Here is a 21,148-nt window from a genome sequence, read left to right as displayed (position 1 = left end):
CGCTTTCAGCAATGTATGAAGGGAAAAGGAACTACCTGTGTGGTAGCCTTTGGAGTAGGGCTTGTTCTCTCTTCTTTTTGCCCGGTTGGGCTAATCTTCTTCATTGTGGCAGTCCTTTTGGTTTGTCTGGGCATATCGGTTATCCGGCGCTGCGGATAATGGAGGGATTTTCTGTGAAAATTGTAGTGGTACACAGCCCTAAAGTGCTCGGCTTTTTCCTGCGTAAATTTTTCCATATTCAAAAAGAGCAGCCGGAACCTCGGCACGAGTAGGCTGCAAAAATAAATGTATGCGGCCCGCTGTCTGTATTGATACAGACAGCGGGCCGCGCTTTTTTATAGATAGGTCATATTTTTCCTGCCAATGGAATATGATATTCCAGAAAAGGAAAAGGAGAGATTGTTTATATGCTTAACCGTGAGGTGCTTTCTGCAAGCGAAGCAATTTATGACGGCTGCCAGGAGCAGCCAATCGATTTGGACATCAGCCTGCCAGATTACTGCCCGGATATACAGCGCATTTTAAAGTGCCAGGTATGCCCGAGCATCACTTCCCGCAGCGTGTCCGGCGACCGGCTGGAAGTAGAGGGTACCTGCGCTGTCAGCGTATACTATCTGGACTCCGGTGGCACGGCGGTGCGCTGCTATGAGACCGAAAGTCCCTATCTTGCTGCAATTACCCTCAAACAGCCGGCAGAAAACCCGAGAATCTCCGCATTTACCAGGGTGGAGTATGTCAACTGCCGCCCAACCAGCCCGCGCCGCCTGGATATTCACGGTGCTTTTTCTGTCTGTGCGCGGGTCTGCGGACGCAGTGACATGGAGATTGTAACTTCTTCTGATGACAAAGATACCGAGCAGCAGAAAAAAGAATTTACCTGCACTGCTTTTTCCAGCTTTTCACAGCAGCCTTTTACAGTGGAGGATACTTTGGAACTTACACCGGGGAAAATGCCGGCAGAGACAATTTTACGCATTGACACCTGCGCTGTTTTAAAATCGGCCGAGCCTATGCAGGGGCAGGTCATGGCGGCAGGTGAAATTCGTTTGCATATCCTTTACAGTACCGGAGAAGAGGCAGCTGAGCCAGAATTTATGGAATATGTAATGCCCTTTACGCAGCTGCTCGACTGCGAGGGCATTTCTACTGAGACAACTTGCCGGGTACAGCTGAATGTTTCCGGTGTAGAAATTCAGGTGCACGCCGATTACAGCGGAGAATCCTCTGCATTTGATACACATGTGCATCTTTTGGCTGCTGTTACCTGCTTTGCTCCAAAGACGATTGCGGCCTTGACAGATGCTTACTCACATGCCTGTGAGCTGAACATTACACGGCGCCAAAAGACTTTGGAAAGTCTGAACAGCATTGTCAGCGACACCTGCTCGCACCGCTTTACGGTACAGTGTGACAACAGCCTTACAAAGGTTCTAGACCTTTGGAGTGAGCCCTGCACGGTTTCCGCGGCCGTAGAAAACGGCCAGCTGAAGTTTACTGGGAAATTGCTGCTCTGTGTGCTGGCACTAAACCAGGAAAATGCACCTTTCTATTTTGAACGTTCTACAGAATTTTCCTGTGCGAAACCAATCGAGATTCAGTACGATACCCGCTGCATGGCAGAGGGCAGTGTACTCAGCCTCAGCTACCACCTGACCGGCGGTGAAATTGACATGAAGGCTGAGCTTTTGCTGACAGCGGAAGTTTACGAAATGCAGACCATTAAATTCATTACGGAAATCGAAGAAGATACAACTCGCACCAAAGAAAAGGACCCCGCTGCGCTGTGCATTTATTTTGCAGATGCGGGCGAAAAGCTGTGGGACATTGCGTGCCGCTACAGCACCAGCGTAGGTGCCATTCAGCAGGAAAACGGCCTTACCGGAGAAACCGTAGAGAATCAGGGGATGCTGCTGATTCCCATGTAAGAAATATGTTTGCAGCAGGCAGCACACAATGAGCGCAGGAGGGAAGAAAATGGCAGAACACACGATTTACCGGGACATTGCAAAACGAACAAACGGCGATATTTACATTGGCGTTGTCGGTCCGGTGCGTACAGGAAAATCTACTTTTATCAAAAAGTTTATGGATACCATTGTGATACCCAATATTGATGAAGAGGCCCGTAAAGACCGAGCTGTAGATGAGCTGCCGCAGTCAGCCGCCGGACGCACCATTATGACAACAGAGCCTAAATTCATACCAGAGCAGGCTGTGAAAGTGCAAATCGACGACAGCGCTACTTTTTCGGTGCGCTTAATCGACTGTGTCGGTTACATAGTGCCCAGTGCTTTAGGTTATGTTGAGGGCGATAGCCCGCGTATGGTGATGACGCCGTGGTTTGATGACCCGGTCCCATTCAATATGGCGGCGGAAATCGGTACGAAAAAAGTGATTACAGAGCACTCTACTATTGGGCTGGTAGTTACCACCGATGGCAGCATCAGCGATATTCCACGGGAAGAGTATGAGGATGCTGAAGAGCGTGTTATTACAGAGCTTAAAGAAATCCATAAACCCTTTATTGTTCTGCTTAATTCCACAGACCCCGCTGCTGCGGGAACCAAAGAGCTTGCAAAGCAGCTGGAAACAAAATATGGGGTTCCGGTTTTGCCGGTCAACTGTCTGGAACTTGAAGAGGACGGTATTCGGGAAATTTTGTCGAAAGTTCTCTTTGAATTTCCAGTACAAGAGATTAGAATCGATATGCCGCACTGGATTTCAACTTTGGAAAAAGAACATTGGCTGCGCGCAGCCGTATATGAGGCAATTCGTGACAGTGCCGCTAAAATAAGCTGCATTCGGGAAGTCAGCAGCATGGCACAGCAGATTTCTGCCTGCGAATACGTGCAGAAAGCCACCGTTTCCAGTATTGATCTAGGTACAGGAAAAATCAGAATGTCCGTTTCACTGGAGCAGTCGCTGTTTTATAAAGTGCTGGGCGAAAAGACCGGCCTTTCGCTGGAAACAGAAGAAGACCTGCTCGACAGCATGATGAACTTTGCGCGGATGCAGAAAGAATACGACAAAATCAAGGATGCCTATCATTCGGTGCAGGAAACCGGCTATGGAATTGTTATGCCGGCAACTGATGAGCTGACGCTGGAGGAACCGCGTATTGTGCGACAAGGAGGTAAATACGGCATTCGCCTGAAAGCCACCGCACCCTCCATTCACATGATGAAAACACAAATCACAACAGAAATTACGCCGATTGTCGGGTCAGAGGCACAAAGCGAAGAACTGGTATCATACATTCTGAAAGAATTTGAAGAAAACCCCTCGAAAATCTGGGAATCCAATATTTTCGGGAAAAGCCTGCATGAACTTGTCAATGAGGGGATGCACAACAAGCTTTACCGTATGCCGCAGGACGCGCGCGAAAAGGTGCGGGAAACAATCGAGCGGATTATCAACGACGGCTGCAACGGCCTGATTTGCATAATTTTGTAATGTATTTTTCAAAAAAAGAGCGGGTAATCGGTCAAGTTTGGCTGATTACCCGATTTTTCTTGCTTTTGTATGGAAAGATAGATATAATAAAATCATTGTGTACAGCTGATTCTTAAGCACAGAGATGCAAATAACTGGTGAGGATGTGAAATCATGTTTCAAATCGTAGGTAAGCGCAAACTGAACGATTCTATGACACTCATGATTGTAAAGGCCCCCTTTATTGCAAAAAAAGCAAAAGCAGGGCAGTTTATTATTTTGCGTGTCGATGAGTTTGGCGAACGTATTCCGCTGACGGTGGCAGACTATGACCGGGAAGCCGGTACCGTAACCATCATTTATCAAATCGTTGGCAAGACGACCATGAAACTGGACCAGCTCAATGTAGGGGACGCAATCTTAGACTTTGTCGGACCTTTGGGAAAAGCCAGCGAACTGTCGGGATACCACCGTGCTGCAGTTATTGGCGGCGGCGCCGGCTGTGCTATTGCATGGCCCCAGGCAAAGGCTTTGCATCAAATGGGTGCAAAAGTCGATATGATTGCAGGCTTTCGCAACAAAGATATTATTATTTTGGAAGATGAAATGCGTGAGGCCAGTGACCGGCTGTTTTTAATGACAGACGACGGCAGCAACGGCAATAAGGGCTTTGTAACGGCTGCATTGGCAGAAAATATTGAAAATGGCGCAGATTACGACCTGGTTGTGGCAATCGGCCCGCTGGTGATGATGCGCGCTGTGGTCGGCGTGACAAAGCCGAAAAACATTAAGACCATTGTCAGCATGAATCCAATTATGATAGACGGCACCGGCATGTGCGGCGGCTGCCGGCTGACGGTTGGCGGCAAAACAAAGTTTGCCTGTGTGGACGGCCCGGATTTTGACGGCTTTGAGGTTGACTTTGACGAGACAATTAAGCGCGGCCGCACATACTTTGACCAGGAGCGTGCAATGGCCAGAGAAGAAAACTGCAAGCTGATGGAGGGTGTGAAAAATGCCTAATATGCAACAACAAAAGACACCTATGCCAGAGCAGGCGCCGCAGGTGCGCTGCCACAACTTTGCAGAAGTGGCAGAGGGATATACAGAAGAAATGGCAAAAAATGAGGCACAGCGCTGCCTTAACTGCAAAAACAAGCCCTGTGTTTCCGGATGTCCTGTCGGTGTGCATATTCCAGATTTCATTGCGTGTGTCACAAAAGGCGAGTACGAAGAGGCTTTTCAGATCATCAAGCAGACCAACTCTCTGCCGGCTGTCTGCGGCCGTGTTTGCCCGCAGGAGTCACAGTGTGAAAGTAAGTGTGTGCGCGGCATTAAGGGCGAGCCGGTTGGTATTGGCCGGCTGGAGCGCTTTGTTTCCGATTGGCACATGCAGCATGCAGGGCAGGCCGTGTCGGCACCCAAAGCAACTTTCAATGGCCACAAAGTTGCAGTTGTTGGTGCCGGACCTGCCGGCCTCACCTGTGCAGGCGACCTTGCTGCAAAGGGTTATCAGGTCACGGTACTTGAAGCGCTGCATGTCGCAGGCGGCGTTTTGATGTATGGCATTCCGCAGTTCCGTCTTCCAAAAGAAATTGTACAAAAGGAAATTGACGAACTGAAAGCCAAAGGCGTTGAAGTCAAGACGGATATGGTTATCGGCAAAGTGCTGGAAGTCGATGAATTATTCGATATGGGCTATGAGGCTGTCTTTATCGGCACAGGCGCCGGTTTGCCGAATTTCATGAATATTCCGGGCGAAGCGCTGGTCGGAACGTATTCGGCCAATGAATTTTTAACCCGCACCAATTTGATGAAAGCATATAAACCTGAGTACGATACACCGTCTCCGGTTGTACACAAAGTTGCAGTAGTCGGCGGCGGCAATGTTGCCATGGATGCTGCACGTACAGCACTGCGCCTTGGCGCAGAGGAAGTGCATGTCGTTTACCGCCGCGCAGAGGAACAGATGCCTGCCAGAAAAGAAGAAGTACACCATGCAAAAGAAGAGGGTGTCATTTTTAATTTCCTGACCAGCCCTGTCCGCATTCTCGGGGATGAAAATGGACATGTCAGCGGCATTGAGTGTGTAAAGATGCAGCTTGGCGAGCCGGATGCCTCTGGCCGCCGGCGCCCAGTTGAAATTCCGGGAAGCAACTTTAAAACTTCTGTTGATTGTGTCGTTATGGCAATCGGCAACAGCCCGAATCCGCTGATTCGCTCCACAACCAAAGGGTTGGAAGCAAACCGCAAGGGCTGCATTGTCGTAAATGATGAGACGATGGAAACATCACGCGAAGGTGTTTACGCTGCCGGTGATGCGGTTTCCGGTGCAGCTACCGTTATTTTGGCGATGGGCGGCGGCAAGGCTGCGGCTAAGTCGATTGACGAGTATATTCAGAAGAAAAATAAGTAAGTAGAAACTTAAAAATTTCTAATATTACAAAGCACCGGCAGACCTTTTTATCTGCCGGTGCTTTTTCTGTATAATCCCTGAAGCTAACCAATAAAAGATGGCTGTTGAAACATTGATACATGCTCACAGAGAATCAAATGTCATACACCTGTCGGCCAAAAGCCGCCTGTGACTTGATTTCCGTACTCTTTTTAAAATGCTTTGCAGGGTTCTGTTTATAAATGCTGCTGCATATTTATCAAACAGAATCTTGACGGGAGGAATTAAAGTGCAAGAAGGAAAACAAATTTTGTGGCGGGTCCGTGTTATTGTGTGTGCAGCGGCATTAGCGACAGCACTGGGCTTGCGCTATGGAGTAGGCGGGCATGCATATTCGGTAAGTAAGGCGTGGTATACACAGCAAATGCAAAAATCTGTTTTGCCGAATCTTTCAGCAGAGAACCTGCAAAAAAAGTTTTATGATATTTTACCGAAAGCTTCATTGACGACCTCTTCGCAGGGAAAATCGGCCTCTGCCGCTTCCAGTTCTGCGAAGGGAACAGGTTCTGCAGCCAGCAGTAAACGGTGAAATTTAAATGCCGGCACTGCCATATTGAAATGACCGTTCCTTTTTTTGCGTTGGTGACATTTTTGCTGTTGGCAGACCGCAGCGGTGCAGCTTTTTGGGGATTGTGCGCTGCTGCTTCCCATGAAGCGGGGCACTTGCTTGCCATGATTTTCTGTGGCAGACCGCCGCAGAAAATCCGTCTGACTGCATTTGGCGCTGAAATCTGTGCCAATGCAGCTACGGCTTCTTATGCTGCGGACGCTGTGGTTTCTGCGGCAGGTCCGCTTTTGAATCTGCTGCTTTGGCAAATTTGGTTTCCACTCAGCACAAACGGCCGCTTCTTTGCGTTGGCAAATGCTGTTTTAGCGGTTTTCAATTTATTGCCGGTTGAGCCGCTGGATGGCGGCCAGGTGCTGTTAAGCCTGCTCAGTTGCCGCTTTCAGCGAGAAAAAGCGCAAAGGGCGGTACATATCTGTTCCTTTTTTGTGCTGGTGCCGGTTGCTGCCGCTGGCTTTTTTGTGCTGTTCCGTTCGCGCTGGAATGTAACCTTGCTGCTGGCAGCACTTTATCTTTTGTTTTTGCTGCTGATGAAGCCGCAGCGCTTTGGGCAGGGTTGAAGGAACCCGACAACTGGGGTATAATAAATGCACCGCAGTGAACAAAAACTGCCCCAGGAGGATTGCATGATCAATCAAGAAACCGAAGCGCTGCTCAGCCGTGTGCAAAAACCCGGCCGCTATGTCGGCGGCGAACTGAACAGTATTGTAAAAGATAAAAAGGATATTGAAGTCCGGTTTGCGTTCTGTTTTCCGGATACTTACGAAGTCGGTATGTCACACCTTGGCATGAAAATTCTATACAGTCAGCTGAATACGCGAGATTATCTTTGGTGCGAGCGTGTCTTTGCACCATGGCTGGATATGGAGGCTGAACTGCGAAATGCCGGTCTGCCTCTTTATGCGCTGGAAAGCGGCGACTCTGTAGGAGATTTCGACATCATCGGCTTTACTTTACAGTATGAATTATGTTATACCAATGTACTGAACATGCTGGAGCTTGCAGGGGTGCCACTGCTTTCGCGAGAGCGCACGGGTTTAAAGAATCTGGTCGTGGCAGGCGGCCCATGTGTCTGCAACGCAGAGCCGATTGCCGACCTTATCGACCTCTTCTTCCTTGGCGAAGGGGAAGAGGTCGACCTTGAGGTCTGTGACCTATACCGTGAATGTAAGAAAAGCGGCGCAACCAAAGAAGAATTCTTGACACGCGCAGCGCAGATACAGGGCGTTTATGTACCCGCTTTTTATAATATTGCTTATCATGATGACGGCACTGTCAAATCCATTACGCCGACACACGGTGCGCCGGCGCGGGTAAAAAAGCGCCTGATGCTAAATATGGACGCGAGTTTTTATCCGGATAAATTCGTTGTACCCTATATAGATATTGTACATGACCGCGCAGTAGAGGAAGTGTTCCGGGGCTGCATTCGTGGCTGCCGCTTTTGCCAAGCGGGCTTTCTTTACCGCCCGGTACGGGAAAAAAGCCCCAAAGTTGTGGACAGGCAGTGCCATGATTTGTGTGAAAGCACCGGCTATGACGAAGTATCTCTTTCTTCTTTAAGCACCAGCGATTATACACAGATCAATCCTCTGCTGGACCGAATGCTTCTGTGGTCCAAGCCGGAAAAGACCAGCATTTCTCTGCCCAGCCTGCGCGTAGACGGCTTTCAGCCGCAGGTGATGGATAAAATCAAAACGGTGCGGCGCAGCGGCCTTACTTTTGCGCCGGAGGCTGGCACTCAGCGGCTTCGTGATGTTATCAATAAAAATGTAACAGAAGAAGAACTGATGAAAACCGTAAAAACCGCGTTTTCCGGCGGATGGAGCACCATTAAGCTCTACTTTATGCTTGGCCTGCCTACAGAAACGATGGAGGACGTAGAGGGTATCGCACAACTTGGGCAAGAAGTAGTGGATGCTTATTATGCAAATCCGGAGCGTAGAAAAGGGAAAGGCGTGAAAGTAACAGTCAGCGCTTCTGCGTTTATTCCAAAGCCGCATACACCGTTTCAGTGGGAACCGCAGGACACCATGGAGCAGATGAAAGAAAAGCAGATGCACATGCTGCATTCTGTCAAGTCGCACAAGATCAACCCCATGTGGCACGATGCCTCTACCAGCCTGATCGAGGCTGTTTTTGCGCGTGGAGACCGCCGGCTGGGCCCGGCTTTGCTGGAGGCACACCGCCGCGGCTGCAAAATGGATGGCTGGGAAGACGGCTTTTCGTTTGAGAGATGGCTTCAAGTATTTCATGACTGCGGAATAGACCCGGCCTTTTATGCAAACCGCCGGCGCAGCTTTGATGAAGTCCTTCCCTGGGACCACATGGATTACGGTATTTCAAAAGCATTCTTAATAGAGGAATGTAAACGCGCCTATGCGGTAAAGACAACGCCAAATTGCCGCCAGGCCTGCTCAAACTGCGGCGCGGCTCAGTTTGGGGGAGGCATTTGCTATGAAAAAAGACATTAGAGTCTGGTTTTCAAAGACCGGGTCCGCAAGGTTCATTTCGCACCTGGATATTATGCGCTGTATGACTCGAGCTGTGCGCCGTGCACATCTGCCGCTGTGGTATACACAGGGCTTTAATTCCCGCGTTTACATGACTTTTGCGCTGCCGCTCAGTCTGGGGGTCAGCGGCCTGCGGGAAAGTATGGATCTGCGTCTGGAAGAGGAAATGGCAGGGCAGGAAATAGCTGACCGTATGAATCGTGTCTTGCCGCCCGATATTCATATACTGGAAGTAACAGAACCAAAAATGAAACCGGGAGAGATTGAATTTGCGGCTTATCAGGTACAGATCCCTTCGCAGGATTCACAGAAGTTGGCAGATGATATCTCGTCTTTGTTTGCGCGCGAACCGCTTCCAGTAGAAAAAAAGTCAAAACACGGTGTCTTGACTTTAGACCTGCACCCGGAACTTGACCGCACGAAAGTAACTGCAGAAAAAAATGCTGTGCATATTGATACAGTCCTGCCCGCTGGCAGCAATTTCAATATCAGCCCGACGCTGCTGATTTCCTGTATTAAGACTTACTTAAAGGTAGAGCAGCCCGCACAGATTGTACGCACTGGCCTTTACAATGCAGCCATGCAGCCTTTTGCCTGATTTCCTCCTTTTCCCATTCGTGCTTTTTACAGAAATTTATGGTATACTATTATGAATTCTTTGCATACATAAAATTTTCCTTTCTGTGACAAACTATTGCCACAGGAGGAAAGAAAATGAAAGTAGGGAAAAACAGCAGTTATCTTTCAGCAGAAGGAAGCGGCCTTGGCCCAGAAGAAGAGGAGGGCGACCGCCCATTTGATACCGGCACAATCATCACCGGCAGCGGTAACCATACTATTCACTGCCTGACGATTATTGGGCAGATAGAGGGCCATACCATTTTGCCGAGCAGCAATAAAACAACCAAATACGAGCATGTGATTCCGCAGCTGGTCGATATTGAAGAAGATGAAAAGACAGAGGGCCTGCTAATGCTGCTCAATACCGTTGGCGGCGACGTAGAGGCAGGGCTTGCACTTGCGGAATTGGTTGCCAGTATGAAAAAACCGACCGTCAGCCTGGTGCTTGGGGGCGGCCACAGCATTGGAGTCCCGCTGGCCGTAGCTGCAAAGCACAGCTTCATTGTACCCAGCGCAACTATGACAGTCCACCCGGTGCGCATGAATGGCCTGATGCTTGGCGTACCGCAGACTATGGACTATTTTCAGCGTATGCAGGAACGCATTACGCAGTTTGTGACCTCCAACAGCAACATATCTGAAAAACGCTTTATGCAGCTGGCAATGAACACCAAGGAACTGGTGATGGATGTCGGTACGGTGCTGGATGGAGCAGATGCCGTAGAGGAAGGGCTGATTGATTCGCTTGGCGGCCTTTCTGATGCGGTCGACTGCCTTTATGAAATGATTGCAAAGAACAGAAAGAAAAAAGCAAAGGCAGCGAAGAAAACGCATAAGTAAAAAGACGGCGCAGCTGCGCCGTTAGTACATAAGAGAGGTATGAAACCAGCTGCTTACCTTTGGGGTAAGTTTTCTCAGCTAAGGAGTATTCAAATTGGCACAAAAGAAAGCAGTACGTTCACGCTCTGCTGCCAGCCGGCGCTCTGCCGGAAAGGCAGCGTCACAAAAAAAGCAGTCTTCCGGCCGCAAACCTGCGGCTGCCCGCAGCCAGACAAAGCCGCTGGTCAACCGCCGCACGGTAGAAATGGAGCAGCGCCACCGCCAGGTTTCGGCAATTCTGCTGTTTGCATTGGCCATCCTTTTGGCCTGCATTGCTATGATTCCCGGTGTACATATTTGGCTGATGCTGCATCACCTGGTGCGCGGTCTGTTTGGGGACTGTGCACTGCTGTGGCCCGTTTTACTGCTTTATGTTGCGTTTACTGCGGCCTTTGAGCGGCAGAGTGATAACATGGGTACTAAAGTAGCCTTGTCGGCTGTTTCTATTGTTTTGCTCTGTGCGGTTGTTACCGCATTTTTGCAGCCCTCTGGTACAGCAGCTGCAGGAAACTTTGGAAACCAACTGCTCCAGATTTTTCAGGACTGCAAAGAAAAAGGCGGTGCAGGGCTGGTTGGCGGTCTTATTGGAATTCCTATGATTGCCGGGCTTGGCAAAACCGGTGCCTGTATCCTTTTGCTGCTTTTGCTGTTTGTTTCTCTCATGCTTTTGACCGGCACAACACTGGTTAGGCTGTGGCATGGCATTCAGAAACCGGCTAAGGCTGTAGGGCAGGCGGTGGGTACAGCCCGCGAAAACCATATCGAATCCATGCAGGCCAGAAGCCGCAACCGCAATATTGACATTCCGCTGGACGACGAGGGAATGCCGATGCACCCTGTGCAGACCCCGCAGCCAGATTCCCCCAAAAACAGGGAACTGCGTTCCCGCATGAAAAGAACCTTTGGGAAAAATGCGGATAAATCTGTCTTTACAAATGTAGTACCGCCCTCTGCAATTGTTGAAAAGCCCATGCGCACCGCTTCGCAGCAGTCGGAAAGCGCTGCTGCCACAAAAGTTGACAGCGGATTTAAAGAAATCTCTGAAAAGCTGATGGAACGCAGCAAAGAAAAAGCAGAAAAGAAAGAAGGACAGAAAGCTGCCGCAGTGCAGCAGTCTGAGCTGACACAGAGCTTGCAGCCCGAGGAAAGCGGCTATCATGTGCCGCCAACTTCCATGCTGGCGCTTACACCCGCGGGGGATTCTGCTGCCGAACAGAAAGAGTGGCAGACAAACGGGCAGCGCTTAGTACAAGTGCTTGACAGTTTCGGCGTATCTACACGAATTGTAGATATCAGCCGGGGCCCATCTGTTACTAGATATGAACTGCAGCCTGCCGCGGGTGTAAAAATCAGCAAAATAACCAATCTTTCCGATGACATTGCTATGAACCTTGCGGCTTCCGGCGTGCGTATTGAGGCACCTATTCCCGGCAAAGCTGCTGTCGGTATTGAGGTACCAAATAAGAAAAAAAGCATTGTACGTATGCGTGACCTGATAGAATCCAATTCCTTTATTACAGCAAAAAGCAAGCTAACGGTTTGTCTTGGCCGTGACATTGCCGGCGAACCCAAAGTGACCGACCTTGCGAAAATGCCGCATTTGCTCATTGCAGGTACGACAGGTTCCGGTAAATCAGTCTGCTTAAATTCGTTTATTGTCAGTTTGCTTTACAAATCTACACCGGATGACGTTCGTTTTTTGATGATTGACCCGAAAGTGGTCGAGCTTTCTATTTACAATGGAATTCCGCAGTTGCTGGTGCCTGTCGTTACCGACCCGCGCAAGGCGGCCGGTGCTTTACAGTGGGCTGTTACTGAAATGCTGAAGCGGTACAAGCTTTTCGCAGAGTACAACGTGCGGGATATTAAATCTTATAATGCACAGGCTGCTCAGCATGGCTTTGTAACCGAAGACGGTCTGCCGATGGAGCACATGCCGCAGATTGTCATTTTCATTGAAGAGTTGGCTGACCTGATGATGGCTGCGCCAAACGAAGTAGAGGACAGCATTTGCCGCTTAGCACAGATGGCGCGTGCGGCAGGTATGCACTTGGTTATTGCGACGCAGCGCCCCAGTGTCGACGTTGTCACCGGACTGATTAAGGCAAATATTCCAAGCCGTATTGCACTTGCGGTTTCTTCACAGGTCGATAGCCGTACTATTTTGGACACCGGCGGTGCAGAAAAGCTTTTGGGCAACGGCGATATGCTGTTTTCACCGGTCGGTGCGCAAAAGCCTGTGCGTATACAAGGAGCCTTTGTCAGTGACAGCGAAATTGAAAGTGTTGTCGAGTTTATTAAAGAATCGCAGGAGCCTGGTTACAACAAAGAAATTGCCGAGGAAATTGAAAAGAATGCAGTATCTGAGCAGAAAGACAGCGGCACTTCTACAAATCCTGATATGGACCCCATGCTGGATGATGCAGTAAAATGTGTGATTGAGGCGGGGCAGGCTTCTACATCGTTTTTGCAGCGACGCCTGCGTTTGGGTTACGCACATGCAGGGCGCATTGTGGACCAAATGGAGCAGATGGGCCTTATCGGCCCACATGAAGGAAGCAAACCGCGAAAAGTATTGGTTACTTATCAGCAGTGGCTGGAGCGCAACATGAACGCTGCAGCACCCGCAGAAAAAGAGGATTCTGCCTCTTCAAAATAATAAAAGATAAATGAGGAAGGTGTTAAATATGAAAGTCGTAACGATTGACCGTATCGAGGGCATCTATGCTATTTGTGAGGATAAGGACGGAAAGTTCTTTGGAATCGAAGCTTCTGAACTGCCCGCCGGGGCAAAAGAGGGAACCGTGCTGCAGATTGATGATATAGAAGGGACCCTTTGTATTGATCAGGAAGAAACCGACCGGCGCAGAAAGAAAAATGCTAAACTACAAAATGACGTTTTTGCAAAATAAGCAGCGAATAATTGCATAAATTTTCCATTTTGTTCCCATACTCCCTGCAGAACAGCAAGGAGGAACTTCGTTATGAAATGGAAACTTTGGGAACGTGCCGTGCTGCTGGGCCTCATCTTATCTTTTGCTTTTGGATTTACGGTGTCCGTTGCCGCAAGCGAGGGTATACCGGGGCGCGTGCTTCGTCTGCACGTCCTTGCAAACAGCAACTCTGCATCTGACCAAGCGCTGAAATATAAAGTCCGTGACCGCATTTTAAAGGACAGCGGAAATTATTTTGTAAATGTACAGACACGCACACAGGCGGAAAAAGCAGCACAAGCACACCTGTCTGATTTAAAAAGCCAGGCGGAAGCAGAACTGCACAAAGACGGCTGCACAGATGCGGTAAGCGTCAGCCTGGAAAACACATGGTTTCCTACTCGGCAGTACCAGAATGTCACCCTGCCTGCGGGTACGTACCGTGCGCTGCGTGTTGTCATCGGGAAAGGACAGGGGCATAACTGGTGGTGCATTTTGTTCCCGGCACTGTGTCTGCCCTGTGCACAACCGAAACAAAGGATGGATACTGTTTTGACAAAACCGCAGGAAAAGCTGACCAGCTGTCCCTATCAAGTGAAATTTAAATCAGTTGAATTATACGAAAAATTAGAAAATCGGCTGAAAGGAAACAGCTGAAAATACGGAAACAGCAGCGGAAAAAGCGCACGGCTGCGCTGCCACTGCTGTTTTGCTTTATCAGGAGGGGTAATATGCTGCATTTATTGCTGGGAAGAGCCGGAAGCGGAAAAACATATACCGTACGCAGCCGGCTGCAGCATTTGGCAGCTGCCGGAAACGAACGCCTGTTTTTACTGGTGCCAGAGCAAGCTTCTTTTGAAAACGAACGTGCCCTGCTGCATTTGCTGGGCCCAAAGGATGCAGGACGCATATCTGTGCTCAGTTTTTCACGGCTGTGTGACGCACTTTTCCACCACTATGGCGGGGGCGCCGGGCGTCGGCTGGATGACGGCGGACGCGCTGTTTTAATGAGCCAGGCAGTAGACCAAATGAAAGATTCCCTGCAGTTTTACCGCCGCAGTGCTCAGGGAACCGAACTGGTACAGATGCTTTTGAACGCCCACGCGGAATTTAAGACCTGCGGTATCTCTCCGCAGGATTTGAGAGAGGCGGCAGGGCAGTTTGACTTACCCCTGTTTCGCCAAAAGTTGACAGAACTTTCTCAAATACTGGAATGCTATGAAGCTCTGGTGGCACAGAGCTGGCTTGACCCTCAGGATGACCTGACCCGCGCGGCAGCCTGCCTGGGAAAGCATTCGTTCTTTCAGAATTCTATTGTATATATTGATGAATTTCAAAGCTTTACAAAGCAGCAGTATGCGGTTTTGCGGCAGCTTATGCGGCAGGCCACAGAAACAACCGCTGCGCTTTGTACGGATAAATTGGAGGACTCTGACCACGGCATGGGTCTGTTTTCAATTGTCCGCCAAACGGCCGCTGCGCTAATTCGCACAGCGAAGGAAGAATCTGTGCGTGTGGCACCGCCGGAAATTCTGCAAAACAGCAGCCGCTACGCCAGCCGTGACCTGCAGGAAACGGAAGCACATTTTTACCGGGCAGAATCCTTTGTGCCGACAGTGGAAAATGAACGGATTACTTTGTACGAAGCGGCTGATCCCTATGAAGAGGCAGCCTTTGCAGGAGCGCAAATCCGCCGGCTGCTGATTGATGGCAAGTGCCGTGCGCGCGATATAGCGGTGATTGCCAGGGATATTGACAGTTACCGCGGAATTATCGATACTGCGCTGGAAACATACGAAATTCCTTACTTTATGGATATGTCGCGCGACATTACGCATGAACCGCTGATGCGCTTTTTGCTTTCTGCTTTTGCGGTCGTACGAACTGGATTTGACAGCGAAACACTGTTTACTTACATAAAAACCGGCCTCGCAGGGGTTTCTGCAGATGAATCTGCTGCACTTGAAAATTACTGCTTTACGTGGAAAATCAGCGGGAAAGCATGGCACAGTCCCTTTACGGCCAATCCAGAGGGTTTTGCGCAGAATTTTACACCGCAAGCACAGCGTCAGCTGGAGAGTTTGGAAAAAGCAAGGCAGCGGATTGTGAAGCCGCTGGAAAAATTTGCGGCTGCCACTGCAGATACAGACGGCATTTCCATTTCAAAATCTGCGTATCAGCTGCTGATAGATACTAAGGCCCCGCAGCATCTGAAAGGCTTGGCAGCATCTTTAGAAAAGGCAGGTACGCCTGCCTTGGCGGACGATACACTGCGCCTGTGGGACGTGCTGATGCAGGCATTGGACCAGTGTGCGCTGACGCTTGGCGAGCAGCCCATTGCGCGCAGCCGTTTTGAAGAACTGCTGCGCATGGTGATTGCCAACAGCCAGATGAGCAGCATTCCTCAGGGACTGGACCAGGTAACAGTGGGAAGTGCGGACCGCATTCGTGTAGAGAATCCTAAAGTGGTATTCATTTTAGATACTGCAAAAGATGATTTCCCCAAAGCTCCCGGTACTGCCGGCGTTTTCAGCTTTCCTGAGCGGCTGTCGCTTATCCGCGGCGGCCTGCCACTGAATGACACGCTGGCAGGGGTCGATATTCAGGAACGCTTTCTTGCCTATGCGGCGGTCAGTGCCCCTTCCGACAGACTGTACCTTTCCTGGCCGGCCGCGGGAACAGATGGCAAAGCAAAGTTTCCTTCCACAATTATTTCAGAAATGCAGCGCATTTTGCTGCATCCAAAAATTCAAACGGCAGAGACCCTGCCTGCAGGCTTTTTTGCCAGCAGCCGAAAAGCTGCCTTTTCTCAGCTGTCCCGCTGCTGGAAGCAGGGGACAGCACAGGAGGCGGCACTGAAAGCGCTGTTTGCGGAAGAAACCGACGCACCGCGTTTAGCTGCTTTAGAGCGTGCATCAGACCATACTCCGCAGCAGTTTACAGACCCTGTCTGCGCGCAGACTTTGTTTCAAAAAGATATGCACATTTCTGCTTCGCAGGCAGAAACCTATGCGCTATGCCCATTCCAGTATTTCTGCAAGTATGGTCTGCATGCAAAAGAACGCCGTGCGGCTGAACTGGACCCAATGGAGTACGGCAGCCTGATGCACTATCTTTTGGAGCAACTTTTTCGTCAAACAGGTGCAAAGCAGCTGCATGAAATGTCCGACGAAGAGCTGCAGCAGATGATTGCTAAACTGATTACAGACTATGTCAGTCAGCAGATGGGCGTCAGCGCGCAGGACGAGCCGCGCTTCCATTATTTGCTCAAGCGCCTTGCCAGTGCGGCCGCTGTGATCACAGCGCATATTGCAGAGGAACTTTGCCAAAGTGACTTTGTTCCGTCAGACTTTGAGCTGCCAATAGGGCCAGACGGTATTCCAAGTCTGCACCTGACGCTTGCGGACGGCGGCAGCGTGGAGCTTGTGGGCAAAATAGACCGCGTCGATACTTGGCAGGCAGATGGCCGCACATGGTTGCGCGTGGTTGACTATAAGACAGGGAAAAAGAAGTTTTCTGTTTCAGATATCCTTTACGGAATGAATATGCAGATGCTTTTGTACCTTGCAGCGTTGTATGAAAATGGCTGTGAAAAGTACCAAAATCCAGCGCCAGCAGGTATTTTGTATATGCCCGCCGCAGTACCATCAACGCCTGCAGAGCGTACCATGTCCCGCCAGAAGCAAACGGAGCAGCAGGAAAAAAAGCTGCGCATGAGCGGTCTTGTGCGGGATGACCCCGCTATACTGACCGCCATGGAAAAGAACGCTGCCGGCAAGTATATTCCGGTAAAATTAAAGGCAGGTGTACCAAACGGTGCCGGCAGCGCAGTCTCGGGGCCGCAGATGGAAATGCTGCTGAAATACGTAAAACGGAAAATACAGCAAATGGCGCAGCAGCTGCACAGCGGCTGTGTGGCTGCCCTTCCGCTGAATGGCAAAAATTACGATGCCTGTACATGGTGTCCCTATGCGCCGGTTTGCGGGCATGACGTAAACGATACTGTGCGTACGATGGATTCGCCAAAGCCAGAGCAGGCTCTGCAAAAGATCATGGAGGAAGAGGGGGAGAGTAAATGAGCAGAAAATGGACCCCGGCCCAGCAGGACGCAATTTGTGCCCGCGGAGGGCCGCTGCTGGTTTCGGCGGCGGCTGGTTCCGGCAAAACTGCTGTTTTGGTTGAACGCGTGGTCGGGCTGATTTTAAACAAAGATGCTCCCGTCGATGCCGACCGGCTGCTGATTGTTACCTTTACAAGGGCGGCTGCTGCTGAAATGAAAGACCGTATCGAGCAGCGTCTTTCATTGGAATTGCAGAAAAGCCCCGACAGTACTTTCCTGCAGCGACAGAAAATTTTGCTTTCTCATGCGCATATCGGCACAGTAGACAGCTTTTGCAAGGAATTAGTGCAGGAAAATTTCAGTCAGCTGGGCATGCCGGCCGATTTTCGCGTAGCAGATAGCAGCGAAATGAATGTACTGCGCGCACAGACCCTTGAAAATGTTTTAGATGATTTTTACGCTGCCGGCAGCGACAGCTTTTATGAGCTGATTGATACGGTGTCGACAGGCCGCGATGACAGTCAACTGTCAGTCATTGTGCAGACTTTGTATGACTTTGTTCGCAGCCACCCGTTTCCGCACCGTTGGCTGCGGGAAAAGGCGGAAATGTACCGTGCTGACGATCCGGACAAGACCCCTTGGGGAACAATAGCTAGACAGTATGCCGCCGAAACACTTTCTTATTGTATCCATATTACACAGCACTCCATTGCGCTGCTGCAAAGTGACAGCAAACTGCAGGAAAAATGTGTGCCGATTCTGATGCAGGATCTGTATACCTTGCAAAATGCCGCCCAAAAGATACAGAATGCAGACTGGAATGAAGTCTGTGACCTTACGCAGAATCTTGCTTTTGAAAAAATGGCTGCTGTCCGTGGTTATCGAGATAATCCCTGTAAGCAGGCGGCGGACGCAAACCGCAAAGAGGTAAAACAGGCGGCAGGGCAACTGCAAACTCTTTTCAGCTGTAGCAAAGATGCATGCCGAGAGGATTTTGCGCGTTTGCTGCCCATGATTGAAACTTTGTTTTCTATCGTCGAGACTTTCGCTGCACAGTTGGATGCTGCCAAAATGGAAAAGAAGCTGGCCGATTTTGGGGACTTAGAGCACCAGGCTCTACGCCTTCTAGTCGAAGAAACGGCAGATGGCTGGCAGCGCACACCTGCCGCAAAATTGATCGGAGAGCGGTATGACGAAATTCTGGTAGATGAATATCAGGATACCAATGAACTGCAGGATTTGCTTTTTCGCGCAGTTTCACAGGACGAGAGCAACTTGTTTATGGTGGGCGATGTCAAACAGAGTATTTACGGCTTTCGTCAGGCGCAGGCAGGTCTTTTCCTTGCCAGAAGAGAAGCTTCTACAGTCTATGACAAAAATGCATCGCAGTTTCCCGCCTGTATTACGCTCGGACGCAATTTTCGCAGCCGTGCGGGCGTAACGGAAGCAGTCAATTTTATTTTTCGTCAACTGATGAGTCAGGGCGCCGGTGGCTTGAATTATACAGACCGTGATGCGCTGATCTGCGGGGCAGAGTATCCGCCAAGCGGTTCTCCAGACACAGAACTGGATATTTTAGAGCGCAGAACAGCGGGAAATGACCTTGATCCGATTGCTGTCGAGTGCCGCCGCATAGCAGAATACATTTCTGATTTTTTACAGAATGGTGTTGTCCAGGAAGACGGAAAACAGCGGCCGGGGCGTCTGGGGGATATCTGTATTTTGCTGCGCAGCGCTAACCCATATGCTCCACTCTATGCGCGTACTCTTAACGATCTGGGTATTCCTGCATGGGCAGACCCAGGCGGCGGTTTCTTTGGTACGCCGGAAGTGCGCACAGCCCTTTCTTTTTTGCGCACAGTGAACAACCCCCTGCAGGATATTCCGCTGCTGGCAGTTCTGACAAGTCCTGTATATGGTTTTACACCAGATGAACTGGCGGAAATTCGTATTCCCAGCCGGCAGATTCCTCTTTATTTGGCAGTTGAAAAAGCTGCCAAAGCGGGCAGTCAGCGCTGCACTTCATTTTTGGAAGACCTGCAGGTATGCAGAGCGCAGGCAGCTGCCTTGCCAGCGGACCGCTTTGTCGATTTTATTTTGCGCAGAAGCGGATATCAGGATTTAGTCCTTGCTATGGACAACGGCGATACCCGGCTTGCAAATCTGCATCTTTTGCTGGAGTATGCCCGAAAATATGAGCACAGCAGCGCAGGGGGGCTTTCCGGGTTTATCCGCTTTATTGACCGAATGCAGCAGGAGGGAAGCGACCTTGGCGCGGCCAGTTCTGTTACGGAAGGCGCGGACGTTGTTCGCATTATGAGCATTCACCGCAGCAAAGGACTTGAATTTCCAGTCGTTATTTTAGCTGGATGTTGCCGCCGTTTTCATCGAGAGACCGGAAGCGTATGTCTGCACCCAAAGCTGGGGTTTGGGGTCAGGCTGCGTGATAAAACAACTGGCTGCCGCTACACGACTCTGCCGCGCGAAGCAGCTTTGCTTGCGCAGGAAAAGGACGAAATGAGCGAAGAGCTGCGGGTGCTTTATGTTGCCATGACGCGCGCAAAAGAAAAATTGCTGATGCTTTGCTCTGTTTCCGGCGTGGAAAAGCACTTGGCCTCTTTAGCCGCAAAGTTAGGGAAAGAAGAGCGTTTCCCAGCGTTTTTGGTACGGAAAGCATCCAACGCAGCAGACTGGCTGATGCTGTGTGCTCTGCGCCACCCAGATGCCGGCAGGCTGCGGCAAATTGCCGGCGCTGAGGGGATTTCTGTTCTTCCCAGCAAAGAGCCGTGCAGCTTCCAGCTTTTTCATTATTCGGATGCTGTAAAAAAAACGTCTTCGGAAAATGAACAGAAAAATTGTGCGCCCACACTTGATGATGAACTTTACCAGGTACTTAAAAAAGAAACAGCGTTTGTCTATCCATATCGGCAGCTGGGTGAAGTGCGCGCAAAAACAGCAGCCAGTGAAGTAGCTGCTGCGCCATTTGAGCGTGGCTATGCAGCAATGAGCCGGCCGGCCTTTCTGGGGAAAGGCGGCATGACGCCGGCTGAGCGGGGAACTGCACTGCATAATTATATGCAGTATATCAATTATCAAAAAGCCGCAGAAGACCCGTACGCAGAACTTTCTCGCTTGTACGAGCAGGCGTACCTTACAAAAGAGCAGGCTGACTCTATTAACCTAGAAAAAATTTCTGCTTTCTTTGCGTCTTCCCTGGCAAAAAGAATTCTACAAAGCCCAAAAGTGCTGCGCGAATACCGCTTTACGGTAGAAGTGCCGGCTTCCCGGGTGGAAGCTTCTTTGTCGCAGGAGATGGGAAAAGAGCCCGTCATCATACAGGGCGCCATTGACTGTGCTTTCTTGGAAGAGGATAGTTTTGTTTTGCTCGACTATAAAACGGATAAAGTGCAGGACTCAGAAGAGCTCAGAAAGCGCTATCAGGTACAGTTGCAGATTTATAAGAAAGCATTAGAAGCATGTACAGGAAAGGCCGTAAAAGAATGCCTGCTGTATGCTTTTTCTTCCGGACAGGTGATTCCCGTTTATGCGGCATATAAATAAAAAATTCTTGCTTCTACATTTCGTTTGTGATATACTATATAGGCATTTGAAATCCGCCGCTCCAGGCGGGAGTCAATGCCAGCTAAAATGACATTGAAGCGGGCAGTCCTCTGCAGAAGCAAGAATGCC

General features: G+C 50.0%; 15 protein-coding genes. All 15 read left to right on the top strand.

The genetic code is table 11. The annotated features are described in order from the left end of the window. Positions 1–173 precede the first annotated feature (173 nt). Complete coding sequence (spoVM, locus tag LKE53_04735; protein MCH3972062.1) at positions 174–272, top strand: stage V sporulation protein SpoVM; 99 nt, start codon at positions 174–176, stop codon at positions 270–272. 135 nt (positions 273–407) lie between these two features. Further along, entirely contained in the window at positions 408–1,925 is a 1,518-nt protein-coding gene (locus LKE53_04730; protein MCH3972061.1) for a DUF3794 domain-containing protein, read from the top strand. Between the two features lie 49 nt (positions 1,926–1,974). Beyond that, positions 1,975–3,453, top strand: a complete 1,479-nt coding sequence (gene spoIVA / locus LKE53_04725) for a stage IV sporulation protein A (protein ID MCH3972060.1) — start codon at positions 1,975–1,977, stop codon at positions 3,451–3,453. A 153-nt stretch (positions 3,454–3,606) separates the two neighbouring features. After that, positions 3,607–4,455 (top strand): sulfide/dihydroorotate dehydrogenase-like FAD/NAD-binding protein, encoded by an 849-nt coding sequence (locus LKE53_04720; GenBank protein MCH3972059.1) that lies wholly within the window; start codon positions 3,607–3,609, stop codon positions 4,453–4,455. Beyond that, positions 4,448–5,848, top strand: coding sequence for an NADPH-dependent glutamate synthase (gene gltA, locus LKE53_04715; protein MCH3972058.1), 1,401 nt, complete (start codon positions 4,448–4,450; stop codon positions 5,846–5,848). The genes LKE53_04720 and gltA overlap by 8 nt, the downstream gene beginning before the upstream one ends. Positions 5,849–6,116: 268 nt before the next feature. Next, positions 6,117–6,416 carry a hypothetical protein gene (locus LKE53_04710; GenBank protein ID MCH3972057.1) on the top strand — a complete coding sequence of 100 codons (300 nt, stop codon included), beginning with the start codon at positions 6,117–6,119 and terminating at the stop codon, positions 6,414–6,416. After that, positions 6,413–7,012 (top strand): site-2 protease family protein, encoded by a 600-nt coding sequence (locus LKE53_04705; GenBank protein ID MCH3972056.1) that lies wholly within the window; start codon positions 6,413–6,415, stop codon positions 7,010–7,012. The genes LKE53_04710 and LKE53_04705 overlap by 4 nt, the downstream gene beginning before the upstream one ends. A gap of 66 nt (positions 7,013–7,078) precedes the next feature. Then, positions 7,079–8,926, top strand: a complete 1,848-nt coding sequence (locus LKE53_04700) for a TIGR03960 family B12-binding radical SAM protein (GenBank protein MCH3972055.1) — start codon at positions 7,079–7,081, stop codon at positions 8,924–8,926. Then, positions 8,910–9,563 carry a TIGR03936 family radical SAM-associated protein gene (locus tag LKE53_04695; protein MCH3972054.1) on the top strand — a complete coding sequence of 218 codons (654 nt, stop codon included), beginning with the start codon at positions 8,910–8,912 and terminating at the stop codon, positions 9,561–9,563. Before LKE53_04700 ends, LKE53_04695 begins: the two co-directional genes overlap by 17 nt. A gap of 116 nt (positions 9,564–9,679) precedes the next feature. Further along, on the top strand, positions 9,680–10,426 hold the full coding sequence (locus LKE53_04690; GenBank protein MCH3972053.1) for an ATP-dependent Clp protease proteolytic subunit: 747 nt from the start codon (positions 9,680–9,682) through the stop codon (positions 10,424–10,426). Positions 10,427–10,520: 94 nt separating this feature from the next. Continuing rightward, the gene (locus tag LKE53_04685) at positions 10,521–13,124 is read left to right on the top strand and encodes a DNA translocase FtsK (protein MCH3972052.1); all 2,604 of its coding nucleotides are present in this window, start codon (positions 10,521–10,523) and stop codon (positions 13,122–13,124) included. Positions 13,125–13,152: 28 nt separating this feature from the next. Then, on the top strand, positions 13,153–13,377 hold the full coding sequence (locus LKE53_04680; GenBank protein ID MCH3972051.1) for a DUF3006 domain-containing protein: 225 nt from the start codon (positions 13,153–13,155) through the stop codon (positions 13,375–13,377). 72 nt (positions 13,378–13,449) lie between these two features. After that, the gene (locus LKE53_04675) at positions 13,450–14,055 is read left to right on the top strand and encodes a stage II sporulation protein R (GenBank protein MCH3972050.1); all 606 of its coding nucleotides are present in this window, start codon (positions 13,450–13,452) and stop codon (positions 14,053–14,055) included. Between the two features lie 74 nt (positions 14,056–14,129). Then, on the top strand, positions 14,130–17,477 hold the full coding sequence (locus tag LKE53_04670) for a PD-(D/E)XK nuclease family protein (protein ID MCH3972049.1): 3,348 nt from the start codon (positions 14,130–14,132) through the stop codon (positions 17,475–17,477). Then, a complete protein-coding gene (addA, locus tag LKE53_04665) occupies positions 17,474–21,019 on the top strand; it encodes a helicase-exonuclease AddAB subunit AddA (protein MCH3972048.1) in 3,546 nt (1,181 codons plus the stop codon). The genes LKE53_04670 and addA overlap by 4 nt, the downstream gene beginning before the upstream one ends. Positions 21,020–21,148: the final 129 nt, after the last annotated feature.

This window comes from Oscillospiraceae bacterium, assembly GCA_022483045.1.
GTDB lineage: Bacteria > Bacillota > Clostridia > Oscillospirales > Acutalibacteraceae > Caproicibacterium.
The sequence above is the reverse complement of the archived record's forward strand: the minus strand, read 5'-3'. Positions and strand labels throughout refer to the sequence as shown.